21 protein-coding genes and 1 riboswitch are annotated in these 24853 nt (G+C 70.1%); of the genes, 8 read left to right on the plus strand and 13 right to left on the minus strand.

Annotation, left to right across the window (positions count from 1 at the left end):
• Nucleotides 1-49 precede the first annotated feature (49 nt).
• The 3 genes from AC06E6_RS02630 to hslO form a co-directional block, all read right to left on the minus strand.
• Nucleotides 50-3055, minus strand: coding sequence for a TonB-dependent receptor domain-containing protein (locus tag AC06E6_RS02630; RefSeq protein ID WP_240212165.1), 3006 nt, complete (start codon nucleotides 3053-3055; stop codon nucleotides 50-52).
• A 246-nt stretch (nucleotides 3056-3301) separates the two neighbouring features.
• A complete protein-coding gene (locus AC06E6_RS02635; RefSeq protein WP_240212164.1) occupies nucleotides 3302-4165 on the minus strand; it encodes an XOO1806 family protein in 864 nt (287 codons plus the stop codon).
• A 119-nt stretch (nucleotides 4166-4284) separates the two neighbouring features.
• Nucleotides 4285-5178: an Hsp33 family molecular chaperone HslO gene (gene hslO, locus AC06E6_RS02640; protein WP_240212163.1), complete on the minus strand. Its 894-nt coding sequence runs from the start codon at nucleotides 5176-5178 to the stop codon at nucleotides 4285-4287.
• A 74-nt stretch (nucleotides 5179-5252) separates the two neighbouring features.
• Here hslO and mtgA point away from each other — a divergent pair, with 74 nt between their 5' ends.
• The 3 genes from mtgA to AC06E6_RS02655 are packed head-to-tail and all read left to right on the plus strand — an operon-like array spanning nucleotide 5253 to nucleotide 7453.
• A complete protein-coding gene (gene mtgA / locus AC06E6_RS02645; protein WP_240212306.1) occupies nucleotides 5253-5984 on the plus strand; it encodes a monofunctional biosynthetic peptidoglycan transglycosylase in 732 nt (243 codons plus the stop codon).
• A 58-nt stretch (nucleotides 5985-6042) separates the two neighbouring features.
• Complete coding sequence (locus tag AC06E6_RS02650) at nucleotides 6043-7062, plus strand: glycosyltransferase family 2 protein (RefSeq protein WP_161613512.1); 1020 nt, start codon at nucleotides 6043-6045, stop codon at nucleotides 7060-7062.
• Complete coding sequence (locus tag AC06E6_RS02655) at nucleotides 7022-7453, plus strand: CBS domain-containing protein (protein ID WP_054667094.1); 432 nt, start codon at nucleotides 7022-7024, stop codon at nucleotides 7451-7453. The genes AC06E6_RS02650 and AC06E6_RS02655 overlap by 41 nt, the downstream gene beginning before the upstream one ends.
• A 15-nt stretch (nucleotides 7454-7468) precedes the next feature.
• Here the strand turns inward: AC06E6_RS02655 and AC06E6_RS02660 are convergent, their stop codons facing one another.
• The 4 genes from AC06E6_RS02660 to AC06E6_RS02675 form a co-directional block, all read right to left on the minus strand.
• Nucleotides 7469-9442 carry an AsmA family protein gene (locus AC06E6_RS02660; protein ID WP_478060201.1) on the minus strand — a complete coding sequence of 658 codons (1974 nt, stop codon included), beginning with the start codon at nucleotides 9440-9442 and terminating at the stop codon, nucleotides 7469-7471.
• A 97-nt stretch (nucleotides 9443-9539) separates the two neighbouring features.
• The gene (gene trhA / locus AC06E6_RS02665; RefSeq protein WP_104939324.1) at nucleotides 9540-10193 is read right to left on the minus strand and encodes a PAQR family membrane homeostasis protein TrhA; all 654 of its coding nucleotides are present in this window, start codon (nucleotides 10191-10193) and stop codon (nucleotides 9540-9542) included.
• 111 nt (nucleotides 10194-10304) lie between these two features.
• Nucleotides 10305-11909: a peptide chain release factor 3 gene (locus AC06E6_RS02670; RefSeq protein WP_240212161.1), complete on the minus strand. Its 1605-nt coding sequence runs from the start codon at nucleotides 11907-11909 to the stop codon at nucleotides 10305-10307.
• Nucleotides 11910-11967: 58 nt separating this feature from the next.
• Nucleotides 11968-12759 carry a M23 family metallopeptidase gene (locus tag AC06E6_RS02675; RefSeq protein WP_478060204.1) on the minus strand — a complete coding sequence of 264 codons (792 nt, stop codon included), beginning with the start codon at nucleotides 12757-12759 and terminating at the stop codon, nucleotides 11968-11970.
• Between the two features lie 150 nt (nucleotides 12760-12909).
• Nucleotides 12910-13029: riboswitch (SAM riboswitch) on the plus strand.
• Nucleotides 13030-13096: 67 nt separating this feature from the next.
• On the opposite strand from AC06E6_RS02675, the gene metX reads away from it, so the two are divergent.
• The 3 genes from metX to AC06E6_RS02690 are packed head-to-tail and all read left to right on the plus strand — an operon-like array spanning nucleotide 13097 to nucleotide 16427.
• Entirely contained in the window at nucleotides 13097-14125 is a 1029-nt protein-coding gene (metX, locus tag AC06E6_RS02680; RefSeq protein ID WP_312346000.1) for a homoserine O-succinyltransferase MetX, read from the plus strand.
• A complete protein-coding gene (locus AC06E6_RS02685) occupies nucleotides 14122-15366 on the plus strand; it encodes an O-succinylhomoserine (thiol)-lyase (RefSeq protein ID WP_478060206.1) in 1245 nt (414 codons plus the stop codon). The genes metX and AC06E6_RS02685 overlap by 4 nt, the downstream gene beginning before the upstream one ends.
• Nucleotides 15363-16427: a homoserine dehydrogenase family protein gene (locus AC06E6_RS02690; protein WP_313247744.1), complete on the plus strand. Its 1065-nt coding sequence runs from the start codon at nucleotides 15363-15365 to the stop codon at nucleotides 16425-16427. Before AC06E6_RS02685 ends, AC06E6_RS02690 begins: the two co-directional genes overlap by 4 nt.
• Nucleotides 16428-16653: 226 nt before the next feature.
• Here AC06E6_RS02690 and AC06E6_RS02695 read toward each other — a convergent pair whose 3' ends face one another.
• The 3 genes from AC06E6_RS02695 to AC06E6_RS02705 all read right to left on the minus strand — a co-directional run bounded on the left by AC06E6_RS02695 (nucleotide 16654) and on the right by AC06E6_RS02705 (nucleotide 22177).
• Nucleotides 16654-17511 carry a hypothetical protein gene (locus AC06E6_RS02695; protein ID WP_478060209.1) on the minus strand — a complete coding sequence of 286 codons (858 nt, stop codon included), beginning with the start codon at nucleotides 17509-17511 and terminating at the stop codon, nucleotides 16654-16656.
• A gap of 107 nt (nucleotides 17512-17618) precedes the next feature.
• Nucleotides 17619-20642, minus strand: a complete 3024-nt coding sequence (locus tag AC06E6_RS02700) for a diguanylate cyclase (protein ID WP_478060211.1) — start codon at nucleotides 20640-20642, stop codon at nucleotides 17619-17621.
• 152 nt (nucleotides 20643-20794) lie between these two features.
• A complete protein-coding gene (locus AC06E6_RS02705; RefSeq protein ID WP_313232755.1) occupies nucleotides 20795-22177 on the minus strand; it encodes an L-serine ammonia-lyase in 1383 nt (460 codons plus the stop codon).
• A 98-nt stretch (nucleotides 22178-22275) separates the two neighbouring features.
• Between AC06E6_RS02705 and AC06E6_RS02710 the strand changes: the two genes are divergently transcribed.
• Nucleotides 22276-22500: a glutaredoxin family protein gene (locus tag AC06E6_RS02710; protein WP_104939314.1), complete on the plus strand. Its 225-nt coding sequence runs from the start codon at nucleotides 22276-22278 to the stop codon at nucleotides 22498-22500.
• Nucleotides 22497-22967 carry a hypothetical protein gene (locus AC06E6_RS02715; RefSeq protein WP_478060213.1) on the plus strand — a complete coding sequence of 157 codons (471 nt, stop codon included), beginning with the start codon at nucleotides 22497-22499 and terminating at the stop codon, nucleotides 22965-22967. Before AC06E6_RS02710 ends, AC06E6_RS02715 begins: the two co-directional genes overlap by 4 nt.
• Nucleotides 22968-22991: 24 nt before the next feature.
• Here the strand turns inward: AC06E6_RS02715 and AC06E6_RS02720 are convergent, their stop codons facing one another.
• From AC06E6_RS02720 to AC06E6_RS02730, 3 genes are read right to left on the minus strand one after another with little or no spacing between them, the layout of a single operon-like run.
• The gene (locus AC06E6_RS02720; RefSeq protein ID WP_240212154.1) at nucleotides 22992-23558 is read right to left on the minus strand and encodes a YceI family protein; all 567 of its coding nucleotides are present in this window, start codon (nucleotides 23556-23558) and stop codon (nucleotides 22992-22994) included.
• Nucleotides 23555-24133 (minus strand): cytochrome b, encoded by a 579-nt coding sequence (locus AC06E6_RS02725; RefSeq protein WP_240212153.1) that lies wholly within the window; start codon nucleotides 24131-24133, stop codon nucleotides 23555-23557. Before AC06E6_RS02725 ends, AC06E6_RS02720 begins: the two co-directional genes overlap by 4 nt.
• Nucleotides 24130-24810 carry a YceI family protein gene (locus AC06E6_RS02730; RefSeq protein WP_478060214.1) on the minus strand — a complete coding sequence of 227 codons (681 nt, stop codon included), beginning with the start codon at nucleotides 24808-24810 and terminating at the stop codon, nucleotides 24130-24132. The genes AC06E6_RS02725 and AC06E6_RS02730 overlap by 4 nt, the downstream gene beginning before the upstream one ends.
• Nucleotides 24811-24853: the final 43 nt, after the last annotated feature.

Below are 24853 nucleotides of genomic sequence, written 5' to 3' on the forward strand. Positions count from 1 at the left end.
CAACGGCCCCTTTCGGGGCCGTTGCTTCAGACGCTGATCAATCCACCGATCAGAACTTCTGGTTGTACTTCAGGTACAGGAAGCGGCCGGTATCGAAGCCGCCGTAGTACGAGAAGTTCGATGCAGCCTGGCTGTACATGATCGGACCAACGCGGTTGAACACGTTGTTCGCACCGATGGCGATGCGGGCATTCCACGGCGCCTGCCAGGAGACCTGCACGTCGTGGAACGTGGTGGCGCCCAGGCGGTTCTGCGGGAGGATCTTGTTCGCGGTCGGGCTGAAGTAGTTCGGATCACTGCAGCCGTACCCCGGGGTGCAGTCTTCCTTGGTGCTGGAGTAGTAGCGGATGCCGTAGCTGGCAGACCAGTCACCCTTGTTCCAGCCCAGGCTCAGGTTGGAACGGATGCGGAAGTACTCTTCGAAACCATTGACCTGGCTGGGCTTGGTGCCAGCGTCGTTGGTGCTCTTGATCTCGAACTTGCTGACGTAGGTCGTCGCCCACTTGGCGCTGAAACGGCCCCAGTCGGTGTCCAGCGCGTAGTTGGCGTCGAAATCGAAACCTTCGGTCAGGTAGTAACCCGCATTGCGCCTGCCGTAGGTCAGTTCGCTGACGATGTTGCTCTGTGCCGGGTCACGCTTGAACATGGCGCAGCGCGATTCGATCAGGTTGACGTAGCAGTCGTTCATGATCGCGTTCGGCGAATCGGAAACCACGGTGTCGTCGATGCGCACCTTCCACCAGTCCAGCGCCATGGTCAGGCCCTGCACGAACTTCGGGCTGTAGACCAGGCCGATGGTCTTGGAGGTGGACATTTCCGGCTGCAGGTTGATGTTGGAGCCGGAGACGAACGGGACCGGGGTCTGGTTGCCGTTCGGACCGGTGATCGGCACGAAGCCCTGCTTCAGCTGGCGGAAGTTCGCACCGACGTCCTTGAGGCAGCGCGGCGAGTTGGCGGCCTTGCCGTAAAGGACGTCGCACGGATCCTGGAAGCCGGTGGCGAAGGTCTGCGAGCCGCCGCCATACAGGTCGCCGATGGTCGGGGCACGGAAGCCTTCGGCATAGGTGGCACGGACCAGCAGGTCGTCCATCGGACGCCACTTCATGCCGAACTTGTTGTTGGTGGTGTTGCCGAAGGTATCGAACTTCGAGTACCGGGTAGCTGCGTTGAAGGTCAGTTCCTTGGCACCCGGCAGGTCGGCCAGGACCGGCACGTTCAGTTCCAGGTAGCCTTCATCGACCTTGTACGAGCCGTAGGTCGGGCCCGAGGCCAGGTTGGTCGAATCGCCGGACTGGGCGATGGCATCCGGGGTGAAGCCGCCTTCTTCCTTGCGGTGCTCGTAGCCCAGCGCGAAGCCCAGGTCGCCGGCCGGCAGGGTGATGATCGAGCCCGCCAGGTTGACGAAGTAGTCGTGCGTCTTCATCTTGCCCACCGCGTGCTCTTCCTTGAACAGGAAGTTGCGCACGGCCGGGTCGTCCAGCGAATTCGCGACGGCACCGGTGCCGAAGCCGGCAAACGGGTTCCACGGCACGCAGCCGGCGATCACGTTGCCCGGCGTACCGCAGACGATCTTGCCCGTGGTCGGATCCTTGAACGACGGACCCACGGCGGCCCTGACGGCCGGGATGTAGAAATTGCCGTTGTTGATGATGGTCGTGTCGGCTTCATTGAACATGTAGCCGGCATCCCAGTCGAAATAGCGGTCGCCGATTTCGAAGGAGCCTTCCAGCGCCGCGGTGAAGCGCCACGTGGTCTGGGTGGTATCGGTGGTGCGCGGGACTTCCCAGCCACGACGACGCCAGTCGATATTGTTGCTCTGGGTGTACGGCTTGCCGGTAGCCGGATCGATATAGCCAACCAGATCCGGCTGGTAGAGATCGGCGTTGCCGTTCGGGTTGAAGTAGCTGCCATTGCTCACGAACTCGCGGCTGCCATCCGGGTTGGTCTTCCAGATGGCGCCGGCCATCGGTGCACCCACCGCGGTGGATTGCAGCGGGTAGCCGGCAATCTGGCGGTTCGACTGGCGCTTGGTGTAAGCCAGATCGCTGGTGAAGCGGACGCTGTCGGTGATGTCGTAGCTGGTGTTGACAAACAGCGAGCGGCGCTCAAGCGGCGTCAGCAGCTGCATCTGGTCGATGGAGTTGCTGGTGTCGTTGGCATTCTGCGGGTGGAAATTGCCCGAGCCGATGGCATTGCTGCCACGATTCGGAGCCGACCAGGCCGCACTCGCGCGCTGCGGATTGCCCTTGGAGTCAAGCTTGAGGCTGCCATCGCTGTTGCGCAGGAACTGGTTGTTGAGGCGGTTGTAGTTGCCCCACTGGCCGACGGTGGTGTTGTTGCTGCCCGGAGCGCGCGGATCGGCTTCGGCGGTGTACCAGCGGTCGCGCGCCCACACCGGATCTTCCTTGTGGTACTCGGCACCCATGGTGACCGAGCCGCGTTCGCCGGAGAAGCCGACCATGAAGTCGTAGGTCTGCTTCTGGCCATCGCCCTCGCCGTACTGGCCGGTGTAGACATTGGCCTCGGCACCGTCGAAGTTCTTGCGGGTGATGATGTTGATCACGCCGGCCATCGCGTCGGAGCCGTAGATCGCGGAGGCGCCGTCCTTCAGGACTTCGATGCGCTCGACGATGACGGACGGGATGGAGGAGATGTCCTGGTAACCGGCCGGGCTGATGCCCAGGCGCTTGCCATTGACCAGCACGAGGGTGCGCTGGGCGCCCAGGTTGCGCAGGTCGATGTACTGGCCGCCGGCTTCCTGGTTGGAGGTCAGCGGCGAGGCGCGGCTGAACGTGGGGCTGCCGGCTGCGGAGATGTTCTGCAGGATGTCGGCGACGGAGCTGAAGCCCTGGTTCTCGATTTCCGCGCGGGAAATGGTCAGAACCGGCTGGGCGGTTTCGACGTCGACCTGACGGATGCGCGAACCGGTGACTTCAATGCGGTCGAGGTTGGTGGCACCGCTGGTGTCCTGGGCGAAGGCAGTGCCGGTGGTGCCGGCGCCTGCGACCAGGGCCAGCACCACTGCGTCACGCAGCTTGTTGGACTTGCAATACATGGGCTCTCTCTCCAAGTGATCTTGGTAGTTACAAGTGGTAGCGCCTGCGCGGCGGGGCGAAAGATTCGGTCCCAAAATCCGTGCGGCTGACCCGATAGTACTTCCGTCTCTTCTGAAATTAAAGCTTCGTTAATGAATTGCGTGGGTTTGGTGAAATTCGGCAAAGTGAATGTTGCAGGCGCAACAAAAACGCCTCCTTGCGGAGGCGTTTCGATGAATGCGCAGGCTGTTCGACGGGTCGAGAGCTCAGAGATCCTGCTCGTACCGCACGTAGGGAATAGCCCCTTCGTCGTTGCTCTCATTGCGTGGAGAGAACGGGTTCTTGCCGCGGGTGATGACGTTCTCGGCGCCGACGGTGAGCTGGCCGCTCCAGGGCGTGCGCCAGGTCAGGCCCAGACCGATGCCTTCCCACTTGCCGGCCCGGCCGGGGGCGTCGACGACGCGGCCGATGATGTTGGCGCTGAACGGGCCATAGCCCCCGCCGATGCTCAGGCTCTTGCTGTCCCAGCGGTCGACGAGCGCGGGCGATGCATCGCTCAGTGGTACCAGGCGTGCCTTGGCGTAGGTGCCGCCGATGGAGACGAAACCCTCGCTGCCGATGTTCTTCTGGCCGAAGACGGTCAGGTCGTTCTGTTCCACGCGCGCGGCCGGTGCCTTGGCATTGCCCGACAGCCATGCGGGCAGCGTGTCGCGGCCCGTGCCGGCGCTCAGGCCGACGCGCCCGCCGGGACGGTTGAAGGTGGTGGTCGCCGACAGGTGGCGACCGGGAACACTGTCATCGTCGTCGCCCAGGCTGGCGAGCATGCAATGGCTGGCCAGGCCGCTGATGCTGCTGCCGCGGCTGCTGTTGCACAGCAGGCCGAGCGAGTCGCCGGAGGAGAGCCCGAAGGCGGCATCGAGCGAATTGCGGCCGAAGTGCCAGCGCGCGCCGGCGACCTGCTCGCCCGTGGGCTCCAGGTACAGCAGCGCCTCGACCTTGCCGCTGCCCTTGTTCCAGACCGGCAGGACGGTGCTGTCCTGGGGGGCTCGCGGCTTGGCCTGTGCATGCGCGCCCGTTGCCACCCCAAGGGCGATCAACAAGGCCAGCGGCAGGCGCAGGAAGGTCTTCATCGACTCAATCAGACAGGACAGGGGCCGGGAAGTTCCCGGAGCGTGAGATTCTGATCGTATGTTGTTTATGTTTTCTTAACAAGACTCCGTCCTCCCCGGAACGCAGCTCGTCGGTGCCGTTACTGCAGCCGCTCGGGAGCGGCCTGGCTGGTGGGCATGGCTGCAAACAATACGCCGAATTCGGTCAAAGGGAAGTGATACTCGCGCCCGCAGAACTCGCAGCGTACTTCGACCTGGCCGCTGTCGGCGGCGGCGGCGCGGGCTTCGTCCTCGCCCAGCGACTGCAGCATGCCGATCACCCGCTCGCGCGAACAGGAGCAGCCGAAGCGCAACGGCTTGTCGCCCAGGGTCTCGACCTGCTCTTCGTGGAACAGGCGGTGCAGCAGCGCGGGGCCGTCGACTGCCAGCAGTTCGTCGCGTCCCAGGGTGTCGAACAGCGCGCCGGCGCGGACCCAGCCATCCTCGTCGCCCTGGTCGCCCGGGAGCTTCTGCAGCAGCAGGCCGGCGGCCCGCTGGCCATCGGCGGCCAGCAGCAGGCGCGTGGGCAGCTGCTCGGAATGGCGGAAATAGTCCTCGAACGCCTCGTCCAGGCTGTTGCCCTGCAGCGCCACCAGGCTCTGGTAGCGCTGCGGCTCGCGCGGGTCCAGGCCCGGGTTCTCGATGGTGATGGCCAGCAGCGCGCCGTCGCCGAGCTGCGACAGGTCGGGCGGGGCATCCTGGCCGTCCTCGAGCTGGGCGATGCCACGCAGGGTGCCGGCCGAGGTGCATTCGGCGAACAGGGTGCGCAGCGCCGAGCCGCTGCGCAGCTGCACCGACAGGCGCCCGTCGATCTTGATGTGGCCGGTGAACAGCGCCGAGGCCACGCAGGCCTCGCCGAGCAGGCGCATGGCCGAAGGGCGGTAGCTGCCATGGGACAGGATTTCGCGCCAGCTGCCGGAGAGCTGGACATGGACGCCGCGCACGCCGGCCTCGGGCAGGAGGAAGCGGACAAGGAGGTCGGACGTTTCGGTCATGGGAATCTGCACGTATGGGGACGCCGGTGCCGGATAATGCACCGATGTCGGGATTCATGGGGTCAGCCAAGCAGATGGGGACGGAGCAGGACGAGCGCAAGGTGCGGCCGTGGCGCAGGTGGCGGCGCTGGTTGTGGATCACGCCCTGCGCGCTGGCGCTGTTCAGCATCGTGCAGGTGGCGGTGCTGCGGTTCGTCGATCCGCCGTTTTCCACGGTGATGGCGCTGCGGCAGGCCGAAGCGTGGGGGCAGGGCGAGTGGGGATTCCGCATCCATTACCAGTGGTGCGACCTGGACGCGATGGCGGCCAGCGTGCCGATCTCGCTGGTGGCGGCCGAGGACCAGCGGTTCCCGCTGCACAACGGCTTCGATCTGCAGGCGATCGAGAAGGCGATGGACCACAACGCCCGTGGCAAGCGCCTGCGCGGCGGCAGCACGATCAGCCAGCAGGTCGCCAAGAACCTGTTCCTGTGGCAGGGCCGCAGCTGGCTGCGCAAGGGGCTGGAGGCCTGGTACACGGTGCTGATCGAGGCGCTGTGGCCGAAGCGGCGGATCCTGGAGATGTACGCCAACGTGGCCGAATTCGGCGATGGCGTCTACGGCGTGCGGGCGGCGTCGCGGCAGTTCTGGGGCAAGGACGCGGCGCAGCTGTCGGCGGCCGAGAGCGCCCGCCTGGCGGCCGTGCTGCCGTCGCCGCGGCGTTACAGCGCAACCCGGCCGGGCCCGTTCGTGCAGCGCCGCGCCGCCTGGATCCAGCGCCAGGCGCGGCAGCTGGGTGGGCCCGGTTACGCGGTGGACGGCGAGTGATGCCACCGCGTACCGGCCGCTGCCGGGGCGTGCGCGCCCTGTTCCGTAGAATGCGCGCATGAGTCCCCGCGACCGGCTGACCGTCGTCATTGCCGCCTGCAACGAGCAGGACGCCCTGCCGTTGCTGCACGAGCGCCTCGGTGCCGTGCTGGAACGCCTGCCCGACATCGATGGCCGGGTGCTCTATGTCGACGACGGCAGCACCGACGCCACCTGGTCGCTGATGCAGCAGCTGGCGACGGACGACCCGCGGGTGGCGGCGCTGCGGCTGTCGCGCAACTTCGGCAAGGAGGCCGCGCTCACCGCCGGGCTGGACCTGGTGGATGAAGGCGCCGCGCTGATCCTCGACGCCGACGGCCAGGACCCGCCGGAGCTGATCGCGCAGTTCGTCGCACTGTGGCGGCAGGGGCATGACGACGTGTATGGCGTGCGCCTGGCGCGCGAGGGCGAAGGCTGGCTGAAGCGCGCCACCGCCTCCGCGTTCTACCGGGTGATGGGGCGGCTGTCGAAGACGCCCATTCCCGCCGACACCGGCGACTTCCGCCTGCTGTCGCCGCGCGCGCTGGCGGCGCTGCGGCAGCTGCGCGAGCGCCAGCGTTTCATGAAGGGCCTGTTCGGCTGGGTGGGTTTCCGCCGGGTGGCGTTGCCGTACCGGCGCGCGCCGCGGGTGGCCGGGCGCAGCAAGTTCGGCTTCTGGAAGCTGTGGAACCTGGCGCTGGAGGGCATCACCAGCTTTTCCACCGCGCCGCTGCGGGTGGCGACCTATCTCGGGTTGCTGACCGCCGCGTCCTCGTTCGGTTTCGCCGCCTGGGTGGTGGGCAAGGCGGCGCTGTACGGCGACCGCGTCGCGGGCTGGCCGACGATGATGGCGGTGATCCTGTTCCTGGGCGGGGTGCAGCTGATCGCGCTGGGCCTGATCGGCGAGTACCTGGGCCGCCTGTACATGGAGGCCAAGCAGCGGCCGTTGTACCTGGTTGACACCTGGCGGCCGGCCGACGTGGCACTATCGGGCGCATCCGCCAGCAAGGGAGAACGCCATGCAGACCGTTCGTCAGTTGCTCGGGACCAAGTCCCCTGAGATCCACGCGGTAGCGCCGGACAGCGCGGTGATCGACGCGATCCGGCTGATGGCCGAGAAAGGCATCGGCGCGGTGCTGGTGATGGACGGGGCGCGGCTGGCCGGCATCCTTTCCGAGCGTGATTACGCGCGCAAGATCGTGCTGCGCGACCGCTCCTCGCGCGACACCCCGGTGGCGGCGATCATGACCGCCGAGGTGGTCACGGTGACGCCGGCGGACACGGTCGAGGACTGCCTGCAGCTGGTGACCGACCGTCGCATCCGCCATCTGCCCGTGGTCGAGGGCGGCGCGGTGCTGGGGGTGATCTCCATCGGCGACCTGGTCAAATCGGTGATCGAACAGCAGCGCCGCGAGCTGGGGCAGCTGCAGCAGTACATCGTCGGCGGCTGAGCGCGCGCCCGCGCCCTATCTGGCGTAGTGGCCGCCGCAGTCGGCGTCCTTGCCCGGCCCGGTTTCGAGGGTGGCCAGCAGCGCCGCCGGCGGGGTGATGCTGCCCAGGGTCAGGGCGATGGCGCCGCGCAGCCCCAGGGCCTTGAAGTCGGGGCGGAACGACGGGTCCTTGAAGGTGCCGCCAATGCGCAGCGGCGAGCGCAGCGCGAGGATGCTCCTGTCCTTGGGCCGCGGCCGCAGTAGCAGGTCCAGCTGCTCGCCTTTGAGGCTGACGCTGCCTTCGCCCACGACCAGGGTGTCGGTGGTGTCGAACGCCAGTGCGCGCGCCTGCATCAGGCCATCCTGCACCCCGAAATCGGCGAACGCGCAGCGCAGCGGGATCTGGCGGTCGCCGGTGAACAGGAACTTGAGCGACTCGGCCACGTCCAGCCCGGCCAGCTCCATCAGCAGGTTGCCGACATGGCCGCGGCCCATGCCGATGGCGACGTCGCCGTCGCTGCTGCCGAGCATGGCGGCCACCGAGTTGCCGGTGCCGGACAGGCGCACGCGGCCGCCGATGCCGCCGGAGGCCTGCCGGGCCAGGCGCGCGTCGGGAAACAGGCGGCCCAGCTGCACCCCGCGCAGACTGGCGTCGAGCGTGGTGGCGATGCGCGGGCTGCGCGCATCCATGCGCACCGAGCCGCGGATGTCGCCGCCGGCGACGCCGAAGTTCAGCGGCTCCAGGCGCAGCAGGCCATCGTCCAGCCGCAGGTGCGCGTCCATGTCGTCCAGCGGCAGCGACGGCGAATTGATGCGCTGCGCCTTCCAGCGCACGTCCGCGTCCATCGCCCGCAGTTTGCCCAGGTCGTACGGCTTGTCAGGCAGTACCGTGGGCCGGGCCGCCAGTGCCGCGGCCGCGGCCCTCTGCCCGGCGTTGGCGGTTTCGCCGCCATCGGTGCGGGGCGGCGCGCCGACAAAGCCGGCGAGGTCGTCGAAGTCGAGCCGGCGCGAGACCAGCTCGGCGGTCAGCCGCGGGCGCTCGCCGCCCACGTCGATGCGTACATTGCCGGCCAGATCGCTGTCGCCCACCTGGCCGCTGAAGCCGTCGTAGCGCCAGGTGTCGCGGTCGCGACGCAGCCGGCCGTCGAGGCGGTACGGGGGCGAGGACGGCAGGGCGATGCCGAGCAGGGGGTACAGGTCTTCCAGGTCCTCGCCGCTGAGCCGAAGCCGCAGGTCGAACAGCTGCAGCTGGAACGGATTGGTCAGGGTGCCGCTGGCGGTGGCGCGGGTGGCGCCGGCACGGCCTTCCAGGTGCAGGCGGAAGGGGTGCTCGCTGTCGGCCAGCTGCAGTGGCGATTCGGTACCGCCACGCACCGTGAACGCGGCGCCGCGCCAGTGCCCGTTGCCCTGCAGCAGCAACGGTGGCGCGGCGTTGGCCTGCGCCGGCGCGCCGCTGCGGACGGCAAGCCGGATGTCGGTACGGCCAGGCGCGTCCACGAAGCGCAGGATGCCGTCGTCCACGCGCAGCCGCTTGAGCGGCAACGGCCGGCCTGCGTCACCGCCACCGAGGAAATCCCAGTTCCCCGGTTCGCCGCGCCGCGGCGCGGTCTGCAGCAGCACATCGGGACGCGCCAGCCGCACTTCGGGTACCTGCAGGTCGCCGCGCAGGAGCGGCCACAGCCGCAGGTCGATTTCGACGCGCGCGGCCCGGGCCATGTCCGGCCGCTGCGCCCACGGCGCATTGGCGAAGCTGACCCGGTCGGCGCGCAGCGTGCTGGTGCTGCCCAGGTCGACGTCGAGGTGCCCGATGTGCAGGGCGCGGCCGGTACGCGCCTGCACCATGCGTTCCAGTGGCCGCTTGAACCAGTTCCAGTCCCACAGCAACAGCAGGACCACGAGCGCGGCGAGCAGCACGCCGGCGATGGCGAGCCAGCGCTGGCCGCGCGTTCCGGGACGGCGGTGAGGCCAGCGCGACGCGCGCGGCGTGGCGGGGGCAGGTGCGGTGTTCACGCCGCCATGGTTGCCGCCAGCTCGTGCACGTGGCGCGAAGCGTTCATTGGCGCGGCGTGCAGACGCCGTCGTCGCGCCGCTGCGCGGCAGCGGCCCGCTAGAGGATCTGCGCGGTCACCGAAACGAAATGGCAGACGCTGCCGGCGATCACGAACAGGTGCCAGATGGCGTGCGAATAGCGCACCGATTCGCGGTGGTAGAAATAGGTGCCCAGGGTGTAGGACACGCCGCCCGCCAGCAGCCAGCCCAGGGTGAATCCATCGAGCGAGTTCCACATCGGCTCGATCGCCACCACCACCAGCCAGCCCATGGCGATGTAGATGGCCGTGGACAGCCGCTTGAAGCGGCCGGTGTAGAACAGCTTGAAGATCACCCCGCCCACCGCCAGCGTCCAGATCGCGGCGAACAAGCCCCAGCCCCACGGCCCGCGCAGGCCGATCAGGGTGAACGGCGTATACGTGCCGGCGATCAGGATGTAGATCGCGCAGTGGTCGAAGATCTTCAGCCGGCCCTTGGCCACCGGGTGCTGGATGGCGTGGTACAGGGTCGAGGCGGTGTACAGCAGCAGCAGCGCCACGCCGAACACGATGGCGCTGGCCAGTTGCCAGCCGTCGCCGTAGATCGCGGCCAGAGTGATCAGCACCGCGCTGGCGCCCAGCGCGGTGACCGCGCCCAGGCCGTGGGTCAGGGCGCTGGCGATTTCCTCGCGGATGTCCACGGTGTGCCGCGGCAGGGGAGCGGTGGTAGGCATGGCCTGCAAGTTACCGCAATGCAGCACGGGGTGCATCCCCATGCCCGCCAGCGGTTGGGGGTGGCGTCATCCAGGGGCAGGAGCGCGCTGGGCGCTCCTGCCACCGGCCGCTCATTCCACCGAGACGGTATGCGCGGCCTCGCGGGTGGCTGAGAAGCGCACGTCCGGCGCCCGTTCCTGCGCCAGTTGCAGGTTGACCCGGGTCGGGGCCAGGTAGACCAGCTGCCCGGCGGCGTCCACGGCCAGGTTGTTGGCGTTCTTCTCGCGGAACTCCTCCAGCTTCTTCGCGTTGTCGCAATGCACCCAGCGTGCGGTGACCACGCCCACCGGTTCGAAGATGGCTTCCACGCCATATTCGTCCTTCAGGCGGTAGGCGGCGACGTCGAACTGCAGCACGCCCACCGCGCCCAGGATCAGGTCGTTGCTCATGATCGGGCGGAAGAACTGGGTGGCGCCTTCCTCGGACAGCTGCGCCAGGCCCTTCTGCAGCTGCTTGAGCTTGAGCGGGTCCTTCAGGCGCGCGCGGCGGAACAGTTCCGGGGCGAAGTTGGGGATGCCGGTGAAGGTGACCGCCTCGCCCTCGGTGAAGGTGTCGCCGATGGAAATGGTGCCGTGGTTGTGGATGCCGATCACGTCGCCCGGCCAGGCCTCGGCCGCGATCTCGCGGTCGCTGGCCATGAAGGTCAGCGCGTTGGCCAGCTTCATTTCCTTGCCGGTACGCACATGGAAGGTCTTCATGCCGGCGCTGAAGCGGCCCGAGCACACGCGCATGAACGCGACGCGGTCGCGGTGCTGCGGGTCCATGTTGGCCTGGATCTTGAACACGAAGCCGCTGAGCTTGTCTTCCTGCGGGGCGATGGTGCGGCCGGTGGTGGCGCGCGGCTGCGGCGCCGGCGCGTGCTCGACGAAGAAGTCCAGCAGCGGCTGCACGCCGAAGTTGTTCACGCCCGAGCCGAAGAACACCGGGGTCTGCTGCCCGCGCAGGTAGGCGTCCTTGTCGAACGGATGGCTGGCGCCCTGCACCAGTTCCAGTTCATCGCGCAGGTCGGCCAGCATCTTCTCGCCGATGCGCTCGGCCAGGCCGGGCGCGTCCAGCGACGGGAAGATGGTCGAATCCTGGCGGGTGAAGTTGCGGCCCGGCTCGTACAGGTGCACCTCGCCGGTCAGCAGGTGCACCACGCCCTTCAGGCGCTGGCCCATGCCGATCGGCCAGGTGACCGGCGCGCACTGGATGCCGAGCACGGTCTCCACTTCGTCCAGCAGCTCGATCGGGTCCTTGCCCTCGCGGTCGAGCTTGTTGATGAAGGTCATGATCGGGGTGTCGCGCAGGCGGCACACCTCCATCAGCTTGATGGTGCGCTCCTCCACGCCCTTGGCCACGTCGATCACCATCAGCGCCGAATCCACCGCGGTGAGCACGCGGTAGGTGTCCTCGCCGAAGTCGGCGTGGCCGGGGGTGTCGAGCAGGTTGACGATCTTGTCCTCGTACGGGAACTGCATCACCGAGGAGGTGACCGAGATGCCGCGCTCCTTCTCCAGCGCCATCCAGTCCGAGGTGGCGTGGCGGCTGGTCTTGCGCGACTTCACCGAGCCGGCCATCTGGATCGCGCCTCCGAACAGCAGCAGCTTTTCGGTCAGCGTGGTCTTGCCGGCGTCGGGGTGGGAAATGATGGCGAAGGTGCGGCGGCGCGCGGCTTCGGATGCGACTTCGGACATGGCGGCTGCGCCCGCGGCGGGCGCGCATTGGGAAAGGGAAGCCGGCGATTATAGCCGCTCAGGGCGGGGCGCCCGCCTCGCGGGCGAAGCGCAGCTCGCCGTGCGGGCCGGCCATGCGGAACGGGATCGAGGCCAGCGCCAGCCCGGTGTTGGCCTGCACCGCGAAGTGCAGGTGCGGGCCGGTGCTGCGGCCGGTGTTGCCGGAACGGGCCAGCGGCTGCCCCGCCTGGACCGCCTGCCCGGGCCGGACCGCCAGGCTGCCCGCCTGCAGGTGGGCGTAGAGCGCCATGCCGCCGTCGGCGTGCAGGACCCGCACCAGGCACCCGTCGCCGGGCGCATCGTCCACCACCTGCATCACCGTGCCGGCGCGGGCGGCGAGCACCGGCGTGCCTTCGGGCAGGGGAAAGTCGATGGCGTGGCGGTTCTGCGCGTCGCCATGGCTGCGGGTGCCGTCGAAGCCTTGGCTGACCCGGACCGGCACCCCGGCGAACGGCAGCAGGTAGAGGTGATCGGCCGGCCGCGCGGACGGGTCGCCGGGAAAGGCGTCGAGCAGCAGCCGGACCCCGTTGCCGGTATCGGCCAGCCACAGCAGGTCGCGCTGTCCGCCCGCCGGCAACAGCACCGGCGCGGTCACCGCGCGGCCATCGGTGCCATCGCGCAGGCGTACCTGCAGCGGGCCGGCCAGCAGGTTGCGTGCCCGTGCTTCGCGGCCGCCGCCGCGGGGCTGCAGGAGCAGCCGTGCGAAGCCGGCTTCGCGGCCACCGGCGGCCTCCGCCATGGCCGGGGCGGCCAGCCCCCAGGCCTGGCGCCAGCGCGGCGCGGGGTCCTGGCCCTGGGCGGGCAGGGCCAATGTGGCGGACAGGAGCAGAACAGGTAACCGGTGCATGCGCTGGCGCGGGCAGGTGGTGCCGGGATTATGCCGGCATGGTTGCATCGGAAACTCCATCGCTCCATCCGAATAAAGAGATTGACATGCGTCCGGGGGGCTGGCATCGTGTGTCCACCATCGAGACCGGCGGAGGGACAGGCCCTTTGATGCCGGGGCAACCAGCAGGTGCGCAAGCGCCTGTGTTTGGTGCCAAATCCTGCGGGGACCACCGCGTCCGCCGAAAGATGGTTCGATCCGTGCCCTGCACGGCGAACACGGGCCCGCGAAGCTCGATGGCTGCTCCTTACCGGATATCGCCATGCGTTTCGCCACCGCCACCGTCCTCCGTGAACACCCGGCCGCCGCGCCCGACAGCGCAGTGCCCGCCGCAGCCGCCGTGCGCGGTGAAATCGACGTGCGCCTGGCCATGCGCCATGCCGGCGAGCGCACGCTGCGGCTGCGCTACGAGCTGGCCGGCCGTGCCGATGCGCCGGTGGTGCTGGTGGCCGGCGGCATCTCCGCGCATCGCCACATCGCCGCCAATACGGTGTTCGGCGAGAAGGGCTGGGCCGAAGGACTGGTCGGCTGCGGCCGCGCGCTGGACCCGGCGCACCGCCGCCTGCTGGGCCTGGACTTCATCGGCGCCGACGGCGAGCTCGACGTGCCGATCGATACCGCCGACCAGGCCGATGCCGTGGCCCTGCTGCTGGACGCGCTGGGCATCGACCGCCTGCATGGCTGCGTGGGCTACTCCTATGGCGCGCTGGTCGGCCAGCAACTGGCCATTCGCCACCCGCACCGGCTCGGCCGGCTGGTGGCGGTGAGCGGCGCGCATCGCCCGCATCCCTATGCCTCGGCCTGGCGCGCGCTGCAGCGGCGCGCGGTCGCCCTGGGCCAGCTGCAGTGCGCCGAAAGCCACGGGCTGGCGCTGGCGCGGCAGTTCGCGATGCTCAGCTACCGCACCCCGGAAGAGTTCGGCGAGCGCTTCGATGCCCAGCCCGAAGTGGTGAATGGCCGCGTGCGCGTGGCCGCCGAGGATTACCTCGACGCCGCCGGCGCGCAGTACGTGGCGCGCACCCGGGTCAATGCCTACCTGCGCCTGTCCGAATCCATCGACCTGCACCGCATCGAGCCGGCCGCCATCGGCGTACCGACGCTGGTGGTCGCGGTCGAGGGCGACCGCCTGGTGCCGTTGTCCGACCTGGTCACGCTGGTCGAGGGCCTGGGCACGCGCGGCAGCCTGCGCGTGCTGCGTTCGCCCTATGGCCACGACGCCTTCCTGAAAGAGACCGATCGCATCGACGCGATCCTCGCCAACGCCCTACGCCTTCCCGGAGAGAACGCATGAGCCTGTCCACCGCTTCCGATGTTTCCTGTTGCCGCGCCACCGCGGCCGTGCGTGCCGGCATCGATCGCGATACCGCCTATGGCGCGGTGACGCCGCCGCTGGTGCTGTCGTCCAATTTCAGCTTCGACGGCTTCGGCAACAAGCGCCAGTACGACTACACCCGCAGCGGCAACCCGACCCGCGACCTGCTCGGCGAGGCGCTGGCGGAACTGGAGGGCGGCGCCGGCGCGGTGGTCACGTCCACCGGCATGGGCGCGATCAACCTGGTGCTCAATGCGCTGCTGCAGCCGGGCGACAGGCTGGTGGTGCCGCATGACGCCTACGGCGGTAGCTGGCGCCTGTTCAACGCACTGGCGGCCAAGGGCCACTTCGAACTGATCACCGCCGACCTGACCGATCCGCGCGCACTGGCCGAGGCGCTGGCGCAGGCGCCGAAGCTGGTGCTGGTGGAAACCCCGTCCAATCCGCTGCTGCGCATCACCGACCTGCGCTTCGTGATCGATGCCGCGCACAAGGCAGGCGCGCGGGTGGTGGTGGACAACACCTTCCTGTCGCCAGCGCTGCAGAACCCGATCGCCTTCGGCGCCGACCTGGTGCTGCACTCGACCACCAAGTACGTCAATGGCCACAGCGACGTGGTCGGCGGCGCGGTGGTCGCGCGCGACGCCGAGCTGCACCAGCAGCTGGTGTGGTGGGCCAATGCGCTGGGCCTGACCGGCTCGCCGTTCGACGCCTTCCTGACCCTGCGCGGCCTGCGCACCCTGGACGCGCGCCTGCGCGTGCACCAGGAGAACACCCGCGCCCTTGTCGATCTGCTCGCCACCAGCGACGTCGTGGCCAGGGTCTACTACCCGGGGCTGGAATCGCACCCGGGCCACGTGCTGGCCGCGCGCCAGCAGAAGGGGTTCGGCGCGATGCTGTCCTTCGAGCTGGCGCAGTGCGACGGCGCCGATCCGCACGCGGCGGTGCGCGCCTTCGTCGAAGGCCTGCGCTATTTCACCCTGGCCGAATCGCTCGGCGGCGTGGAGAGTCTGGTCGCGCACCCGGCGACCATGACCCATGCGGCGATGACCGCCGAAGCGCGGGCCAAGGCCGGCATCAGCGATGGCCTGCTGCGGTTGTCGGTCGGCATCGAAGCCTGCGAGGACCTGGTGGCCGACCTGCAGGCCGGACTGCTGCGCGCTGCGCGGGCGCTGGCCGACAGTCGCCGCGAGGCCCTGCGGAAAACGGTGGACGCATGAGCGCGCAGCTGCGTCCGCGCGCAGCACCGGCGCGGCTGGTGCTGCTGGGTACCGGCACGGTCGGTTCGGCGTTCGTCGCCCGCTACCAGGCCCTGCGACAGCGGCAACTCAGGCTGCCACTGCTGCACGCAGTGGCGAACTCGCGCATCGCGCTGGCCTGCGGCGACGCGCCCGAGGCGGCGTTGTCGCGCGCGCGCGAGGCCACCCGGCACGGCGGCGCGCTCGCCCATGCCGAGCAAACCGGGCGCCTGCAGGCCGGCGACATCGTGGTCGACGCCACCGCCAGCGAGGACGTCGCCGCCGAGCATGCGCACTGGCTGGCGCGGGGCATCCACGTGGTCACCGCCAACAAGCTGGGCAATGGCACCACCCTGGCGCGCGCGCGCCAGATCGGTGGAACCGCGGCCGCGGGCAACGCACGCTATGGCGACGCGGCCACCGTTGGCGCGGGCCTGCCGCTGCTGTCCAGCCTGCGCGCGCTGGTGGCCGGCGGCGACCGCATCCATTCCATTGAAGGCGTGCTGTCCGGTTCGCTGGCCTGGCTGTTGCAGCGTTTCGACGGCAGCCAGCCGTTCTCCGCGTGCGTGCGCGAGGCGGCTGCGGCCGGTTACACCGAGCCCGATCCGCGCATCGACCTGTCCGGCGAGGACGTGCGCCGCAAGCTGCTGATCCTGGCGCGCGCGGCCGGGGTGGCGCTGGAGCCTGAACAGGTGGCGGTCGAATCGCTGCTGCCGCCGGCGCTGGCGGCATTGCCGGCCGCGCAGGTCGACGCCGCGCTGGCGCAGCTGGACACGCCGTTGGCGGCGCGCCTGCAGCAGGCGCGCGGGCAGGGGCTGTCGCTGTGTTTCGTGGCGCGCCTGGACGGGCACGGCGCCAGCGTCGGCCTGCGCGCGTTGCCGGCCGAGCACCCGCTGGCCGGCGGCCGCGGCACCGACAACCGGGTGGCGATCCACAGCGACCGCTACCGCGCGCAGCCGCTGCTGATCCAGGGCCCGGGTGCCGGCGCCGAGGTCACCGCCGCCGCGTTGCTGGACGACGTGCTGGGCATCGTCAATCGATGAGCGCGCACGCCCGTTGACGGCCGGTCCGTCGCGGGCCACCGCCGTGGCTGCCGCGGTGCCCCGCGGTGGTGGGGCGGCGTGGCGCATGCGTGCGCTGGTGCTGCCGGTAACGGGCCCGCGCACTGCCGGACCGCATGCTCGGCCGTGGCCTGGACGCTTGTCCGTCTCGCCATCTTGGCCACCGCCGGGCGCGACCCGCCGAGAGGTGGCGCGAACCGGCAGGGCCTCAATGCCGCGCGGCCGCCGCGTGGAGAAGCCGCTCGACCTCGGCGCGGCCGAGGCGCGTGCCATCGCGGTCGACTACGCTGAAGTCCACGCCGTTGTCCCACAACAGTGGCGCGGTGAGCACCGCGATGTCCTCCGACGCGGTCCGCGCCTGCAGGTCGAGCAGGCGCTGGTTGAAGCCGGCGGCCTGCAGCCAGGCGCGGTAGCTGGAGTCGTGTTCGGTGGCGAACTGGTCCTGGTAATGGCATTCCTCGCGGTCCGGCGAGGGCAGGGCGTCGCACTGGGCGTTGCGCTGGTGCAGGCCGATCACCGCGTCCGGTTCCATCTGCCGCTGCGCGGCGGCGGCCCACAGCGCCACGCAGATGCTGGCGCAGTAGCCACGCACGCGCACGGTGAGGTTGTTCCGGCGCACGATGCGCGCCGCTTCCAGGCCGGTGACGGCATAGCCGCCGCCGCTGGTGATGTCGATCCGCCGCACCGAGGGCGCCGCGTCCAGCAATGCGCCTAGGTCGCTTGCGAAATTGCGGCCGACGCCACCCTCCACGCGCAGCGCGGTGCCCTGGTCCTGCAGGGTCATGCGCGCTTCGCCGATATCCGCCAGGGTGGTCGATTTCTCGCCGCGGATGAGCCGCGCCTGCGGGGCGGGCGCCGCGGCGGGGGCCGGCGGGTCCGCGCGGGTGACCGGCGCATCCCCCGCCGCCGGACGCTTGCCGATGAACCAGGCAAGCACCAGCAGCGCGACCGCCGCCAGCGCCAGCCGGGTCAGGGTCAGGCCACCGCCGTTGCGCGGCGCCGACGGCGTTGCCGTACGCGGGCGCCGCGGTGGCGTTGCCCCATCCGGTTGCTGTGCGCCCTGCATCCTTGCCCCGCTGCTGGCTGTCGATGCGCGATTCTGGTGCGCGGCCGGGCGCCGGCGCAACCCGCCATCCGGCCCGTCGCGGCGTGCGTCCGGGCCCGCGGCGCGGGTCACGCACCGCGAGCGATGTCGATCCTGCCGTCGCTGCCGAACATCTCCAGCAGGCCGTTCTCCACCAGCCACCAGGGATCGCCGGCGAAGGCCGACAGGTCGTCGGGGGGCTGCGCGCCCGGCACCGGCTGGTAGGCGATCCAGCCGTTGCGCCCGGCCATCTTGGCCCGGTACAGCGCGCGGTCGGCGAGGGTGACCAGTTGCTCCCAGCCGAGCAGCCGCGGGTGGCTCGGGAACAGCGGGCACTCGATCAGGCCGACCGAAGCGGTGAGACGGTGCTGCTGGCCATTGCCCAGCTCGAAGCTGTGTGCGGCGATGCGCGTGCACAGGCGCTGGCCCAGCCGTCCCAGGCTGCCACGCGGCAGCGGGCGGAACACCAGCAGGAATTCCTCGCCGCCCCAGCGCGCCACGTAGTCGCCGCTGCGCTTGAGTTCGCCGAGCAGCTGGCCCATCTGCTCCAGCACGCGATCGCCGGCGGCGTGGCCATGGGTATCGTTGATCGACTTGAAATGGTCGACGTCGAGCAGCGCGAACACCACCGCCTCGCTGCCGTTGGCATAGCCCTCGTCACGCTCGTAGAACGACAGGTCGGTGGGTATCTGCTGGGACAGGTAGCGCCGGTTGTGCAGGCCGGTGAGCGGGTCGGTGAAGCTGATCGCCTTCAGTTGCGCGTTGGCTGCCTGCAGGTCGCGGGTACGTTCCTGCACCAGGCGCTCCAGCTGCGCGCGCTGGCGCGCATAGCGATGCTGCAGCCCCAGGTAGCCGAGCCAGATCAGCGCCGCCAGCCCGAGCATCGCCAGCAGGCGGAAGGCGAGGGTTTCGTACAGGCGCCGCGGGATCTCCACGGCGACATGCGCGGCGTGCCGCAGCGGTTCGGCCTGGCTGAAGTCGGCGACCTCGAAGGTGTAGTAGCCGGGGGGCAGGCTGGCGTAGCTGGCGCTGCGCGTGGTCGGGCTTTCCAGCTCGTGCCATTCCTTCTCGTAGCCGGCCAGCCGGTAGCGCAGCTGCGGGGCGTGCATCGGCTGGAAGTCGGGCAGGCTGAACTCGAAGCGCAGGTCGCGGGCGTCGAGCGGCAGCTTGAGCGTGCCCTGGCCGGTGGCCAGGCGCCGGCCCTGGACCTGCACGTGGTCGATGCGGATATTGCGCGGCGCGCTGTCGGTGTCGGTGTCCACATCCACCAGCAGCGCGCCGTCGCGGGTGGGCAGCCACAACTGGCCATCGCGCAGCACCCCGCGGCTGTTGCCGGCGCCGTTGCAGCATTTGTCCTGCTGCCCGCCGGTACGGTCGGTGCCGGAGTTGATGACGATCTGCGCCGCCAGTGCCTGGCGGGGATTGGCCAGCGCCTTGTCCAGCACCGCCAGGGGCAGGCGGTAGACGCCGCGCATGCCGGCGACCCACAGGTCGCCGCCGTTCTGCGCCAGGTGGAAGGCGACATTGGCCGGCAGCTCGCGTTCGCGGTCCAGCCAGTGCCAGCGCTGGCCGTCATGGACGCGCAGGCTCTCGCCATTGCTGCTACCCAGCACCCAGCGCCCGTCGCGGAGTTCGACGAAGGCGGTGACCGGGGTATCGTCGGACAGCCCGCCGAGCCGGCCGGTCGCCAGGATGCGGCCGTCGCGCCATTCGTACAGGCCCTTGTAGGTGCCCAGCAGGATGCGGCCGTCGCGGGTCTCGTAGACCAGCCGGATGCGGGGATCGGCCAGTCCTTCATGCTCGCCATAGCGGGTCAGCTGCTTCCCGTCCTGCAGCAGGAACAGCCCCCGGGTGGTGGCGAACCAGAGCCGGCCGGCATGGTCGCGGACGATGCCGTTGATCTGCGCATCGCGCAGCGGGGCCAGCGCGGGCGGTTGTTCGAGCCGGCCGCCGCGCAGCACCGCCACGCCGGCGCGGGTGCCGATCCAGGTCTGGTCGCGTTCGGGCAACAGGCTGTAGGCCTCCGGGTGCGGCAACTGGCTGCCGGCGACGCGGCTGGCGAAGCGCCCGTTCTGCCACACCGCCACGCCGTTGCTGCTGCCGACCCAGATGCTGCCGTCCGGCGCCGCGGCCAGCGACCACAGCAGCGGGTCCTGCAGCCCGTCCGCCTGGCTCAGGCGCCGGGTCCATCCGTTCCAGACCCGGGTCGCGCCCTCGACCATGCTGCCCAGCCACAGGTTGCCGTCGCGATCCTCGTAGATCGCGCGCACGGCGATGGCGCCGGGGGTGTTGTGGATGCGCTCGGGCGGCTGGCCGGCACGCAGCCGTTCCAGGTACTGCGGCGTGGCCACCCACAGGTTGCCGTCGCGGTCGGCATGCATCGCTTCCACGGTCAGAACCTCGTGCGGACGCGGGTCCGCCGCCTGCCAGCTGCCGTTGCGCAGGCGGAAGAGGCCGTTGCGGGTGCCGGCCCACAGTTCGCCGCCGGCACGCGCCAGCGCGGTCACCCCGGCGTCGCCGGCCGCCGGCGGCAGCGGCAGCGTGCGCACGCTGCCGCCGGAGACCTGGAACACCCGGCCCTGGCCGCCCGCCCAGATCGCATCTTCGTCCGCCAGCAGGCTCAACGCCGGATCGGGCAGTGCCTGCACGCGCCGCAACCTGCCTTCGCGCGGGGTGCAGATGCCTTCCGCGCAACCGGCCAGGAGGCGGCCGTCGACCTTGAGCAGCGCACTGACCGGCGCCGGATGGTCGGCGACGGTGGGTGCGATGGCTTGGAAGCGCTGGTCCTCGAGCAGCAGCAGGCCCTGGGTGGTGCCGATCCACAGGCGGTCGTCGGCCTCGGCCAGCAGTGCCAAGATGTTGTTGCCCAGCTCCGGCGCGTCGCGCTGGGTGTAGCGCACGAAGCGCACGCCGTCGAACCGCGCCAGCCCGGTCTGGGTGCCGAACCACAGGTAGCCGGCCGGGTCCTGGGTGATGGCCAGCACGCTGATCTGCGGCAGCCCCTGGTCCACTCCCCAGGTGTCGGTGACGTAATCGCGGAACGGTTTTCCCGTGTCCAGGGCGGCAGCGGGCAGGGAAACCGCCAGCAGGAGCAGCAGCCACAGGCATGCCAACAGTCCGGTGCCGGTTGCCAGCGACCGGCGCGGATGGCGGATGATGAATGGATGGTCGATCGAGATTCCCCCTGAATCCCGGTACTGACGTCAGCCTACATTGAAAACCATAGCGGCCCGGCGCGCATCCACTTGAATGCCCGCCGCCGCATTCAGCATTCGATGACGTTGACCGCCAGTCCGCCGCGGCTGGTTTCCTTGTATTTGTCCTGCATGTCGCGGCCGGTGTCGCGCATGGTCTTGATGACCTTGTCCAGGCTGACCTTGTGCTTGCCGTCGCCGCGCATGGCCATGCGCGCGGCGTTGATCGCCTTGACCGCGCCCATGGCGTTGCGCTCGATGCAGGGGATCTGCACCAGCCCGCCGATCGGGTCGCAGGTCAGGCCCAGGTTGTGTTCCATGCCGATCTCGGCGGCATTCTCGATCTGCCCCGGCTTGCCGCCGAGGGCGGCCATCAGCCCGCCGGCGGCCATCGAACAGGCCACCCCGACTTCGCCCTGGCAGCCGACCTCGGCGCCGGAGATCGAAGCGTTCTCCTTGTACAGGATGCCGATCGCCGCGGCGGTCAGCAGGAAGTCGAACACGCCCTGCTCGTTGCTGCCCGGGCAGAAGCGGTCGTAGTAGTGCAGTACCGCCGGGATGATGCCGGCCGCGCCGTTGGTGGGGGCGGTGACCACGCGGCCGCCGGCGGCGTTCTCCTCGTTGACCGCCAGCGCGTACAGGTTGACCCAGTCCAGGGTGGTCAGCGGGTCGCGCATGGCCGCCTCCGGCCGCGCGGACAGTTCGCGGTACAGCGCCGGGGCGCGGCGGCCCACGTGCAGCCCGCCCGGCAGCGTGCCCTCGGAGCGGATGCCGCGCGCCACGCAGGCCTGCATGGCGTCCCAGATTTCGCGCAGGCCGGCGCGGATCTCGTCCTCGCTGCGCCAGCACTTCTCGTTCTCGAACATCAGCGCGGCGATGCTCAGGCCGCTGCGCGCGGCCTGGGCCAGCAGCTCGTCGCCGCTCCTGAACGGATACGGCAGCGGCGTCTGGTCGGGCACGATGCGGTCGTCGGCGGCGTCGTCGGCATTGACCACGAAGCCGCCGCCGACGGAGTAGTAGTCGCGGGTGGCGATGACCGCGTCGTTGGCGTCGAACGCGGTGAAGCGCATGCCGTTGGTGTGGTACGGCAGCTTCTGGCGCTTGTTCAGGGCCAGGTCGCGCTTCTCGTCGAAGGCGATCTCGTGCTGGCCCATCAGGTTGATGCGCCTGGACGAGCGGATGCGCGCCAGCGTGGCCGGGATGATGTCCGGGTCGATCAGGTTGGGCCGGTGGCCTTCCAGCCCGAGCAGCACCGCGGTGTCGGTGCCGTGGCCGCGCCCGGTCAGCGCCAGCGAGCCGAACACCTCGGCGCGGATGCGGGCGACGTCGGCCAGCTGGCCCGGGTCGAGCAGCCAGCGGTGGACGAAGCGTTCGGCCGCGCGCATCGGGCCCACGGTGTGCGAGGAACTCGGGCCGATGCCGATCTTGAACAGGTCGAACGTGCTGACGGACATTGCGTTGTGCGTGCTGCCTGGAGGAATCGCTATTCTACGGGTTCGCCGCTGACGGCCCCGCCCGCAGCGCAGCATCTGACCTGGATGGGGTGTAGGGAATGGGCTTGATCCTGTATCAGCGCGACGATTGCCACCTGTGCGACCAGGCGCTGGAGGTGCTGGCGCAGGCGCGCACGCCGGCGTTCGACAGCGTGTTCATCGACGGTGACGACGCGCTGGAACTGCGCTACGGCACGCGCGTGCCGGTGCTGCGCGATACCGCGGGCGGTGCCGAGCTGGAATGGCCCTTCGATGCGCAGGGCGTGCGCCGGTGGCTGCGATGAACGCCCGCGCGTGGTCGCCACTGCTTGCCGTGCTGGGCATGGCGGCGGCCACCGCCGGTGCGGCCGACGTGGACCTGGCCAAGGCGCTGCCGGCGGACCGGGACGGTTTTGCGTGGCAGGGGCGCACGCTGGCGCAGGTGCTGCCGGTGGACGCCATCGAGCGGCTGGTGCTGTTGAAGGCGGTCACCAGCGCGCCGGCCGCGCTGGACATGCACAACCTGCGGCGCATGCTGCGTGACGCCGCAGCCACACCGCTGCAGGCACCGGCGCCGGGCGAGCGGCAGCCATTGCAGGCCGGGGGCGCGGACACGGTGTGGGAGGCGGTGCTGCTGACCCGCGACGGCGGCGTGTTCGGCCTGGTGGTGCGCCCCGGCCAGGGCGGGCAGGCGCAGCGGCACCGCGCCTGCCTCACCGACGCCGCCGGCCGGCGTGGCTGTTTCGATATCGCCGGCGTCGCCGCCGGCTGAGTCCGCTGCCGGGCGTGCGCGGGCTTACTTCGCGCGCAGCACGACCTTGGTGCTGATCGCGGTTTCGTCCGGGATGGTCTTGGTGTCGGCCCAGTCGCCACCGCCGACGCCGAAGTCCAGGCGCTTGACCGTGGCCTTGCCGGTCAGCACCGGCTGCGCGCCGGGCGTCCAGGTGAAGGTCAGGGTGACCGGCTTGCTGACCCCGCGCAGCTGCAGCGTGCCGTCGGCGGCGAACTGGTTGCCGCCCACGGCGCGGAAGCCGCTGGCGGTGTAGCGCGCCTGCGCGAACTGGGCCACGTTGAAGAAGTCCTTGCCCTGCAGCGTCGAGTCGCGGTCACTGTTGCCGCTGCGCGCGCCGGCCAGCGGGATGGTGACGTCGAGCTTGCCGGCGGCGGGGTTGGCCGGGTCGAAGCTGAGCTGGGTCTGGAAGCCGGGGAAGGTGCCGGTGAATACCTCGCCGTCGTATTTGGTGGCGAACACCAGGATCGAGCCGGGCGCCTGTTCGTAGTCCGCGGCCATCGCCGGGGCGGTGGCCAGCATGCCGGCCAGGGCAGCCGCCACGGCGGCCGGGGTGGTGAGCTTGATGTTCATGCGGATTCCTTCTGTGGGGTGTCGAGCCAGCCCTGCGGCAGCATGCGCACCAGCGTGGCGTCGCGCTGCTGGAGGTGGTGGTAGAGGGCGGCACCGGCATGCGCCAGCACCACCAGGATCAGCGCCCAGAAGCCCCATTCGTGGAACGCGTGCGAGAGCTGCGCGGCGCGTTCGTCGGGGGCCACCAGCTTGGGCATTTCCAGCAGCCCGAACAGCTTGAACGGGCGCAGGCCGCTGGCCGAGTCGTACAGCCAGCCCGACAGCGGGATGGCGAACATCATCACGTACAGCAGCCAGTGGGTGGCGCTGGCGATGCGCTCCTGCCAGCCCGGGGTGCCCGGCACCGGCCGCGGGGCGCCGGCGTACAGGCGCCACAGCAGCCGCAACACCACCAGCACCAGCACGGTGATGCCGATCGACTTGTGCGCGGTGTAGACCCAGAAATATTTCGGCGTCTTCGGCAGTTCGCCCATGAGCAGGCCGACGATGCCCAGGGCGAGGATCAACAGGGCGATCAGCCAGTGCAGGCTCTTGCTGACGCTGCCCCAGCGGTCAGGCGTGTTCTTCAGGGTCATGGGCGCGATTCCGGTTGCGGGGAGGATCGGGTGGCGGCGTCGGCCGCGGCCTGTGCGTCGTCGGCGTCCGCCGGCGCGGCTTCGCCGGCCGCCGGTGCCGCGGCGTTGTCGTCGCGCACCGCTTCGGCCTCGATGCGCAGTTCAACGCGGTTGCCGATCACCGTCGGCCAGGCGTCGATGCCGAAGTCCGAACGCTGCAGGGTGGCGGTGGCGGAAAAGCCGGCGGTGCGGCGGAACGGCGGCAGCGGGTGCCGCTTGAGTGCGTTGAGGCGGACGTCGAGCACCACCTCGCGGGTCACGCCGCGCAGGGTCAGCAGGCCATGCACGCGCGCGCTGCGTGCATCCACCGGTTCGATGCGGGTGGAGACGAACCGCGCCTGCGGGTGGCGCTCGCCGTCCAGCAGGTTGCGCGCCAGCGTGGCCTGGTTCCACTTGTCGTCGCCCAGGTCCAGCCGCGCGACCGGGACCACCACGTCGAGGTGGGCACCGGACCAGTCGTCCGGGTCGAAGTCGAGCACGCCCTCGCTGCCGGACACGGTGCCCAGCGCCTGCGAGAACCCGGCGTGTTCGACCGCGAACAGCACCCGCGTGTGCACCGGGTCCAGCCGGTAACGGTCGGCGGCTGGCGCCGACAGTGGCAGCAGGCAGGCCAGCAGCAGGGCGAGGCGAGGTGACAAGGGGCGGCTCCGGCGGGGGGTGGTGGATTCTAGGCATATGCCC

It is taken from the genome of Stenotrophomonas sp. Steno-Z10-HUANG (genome assembly GCF_056393075.1).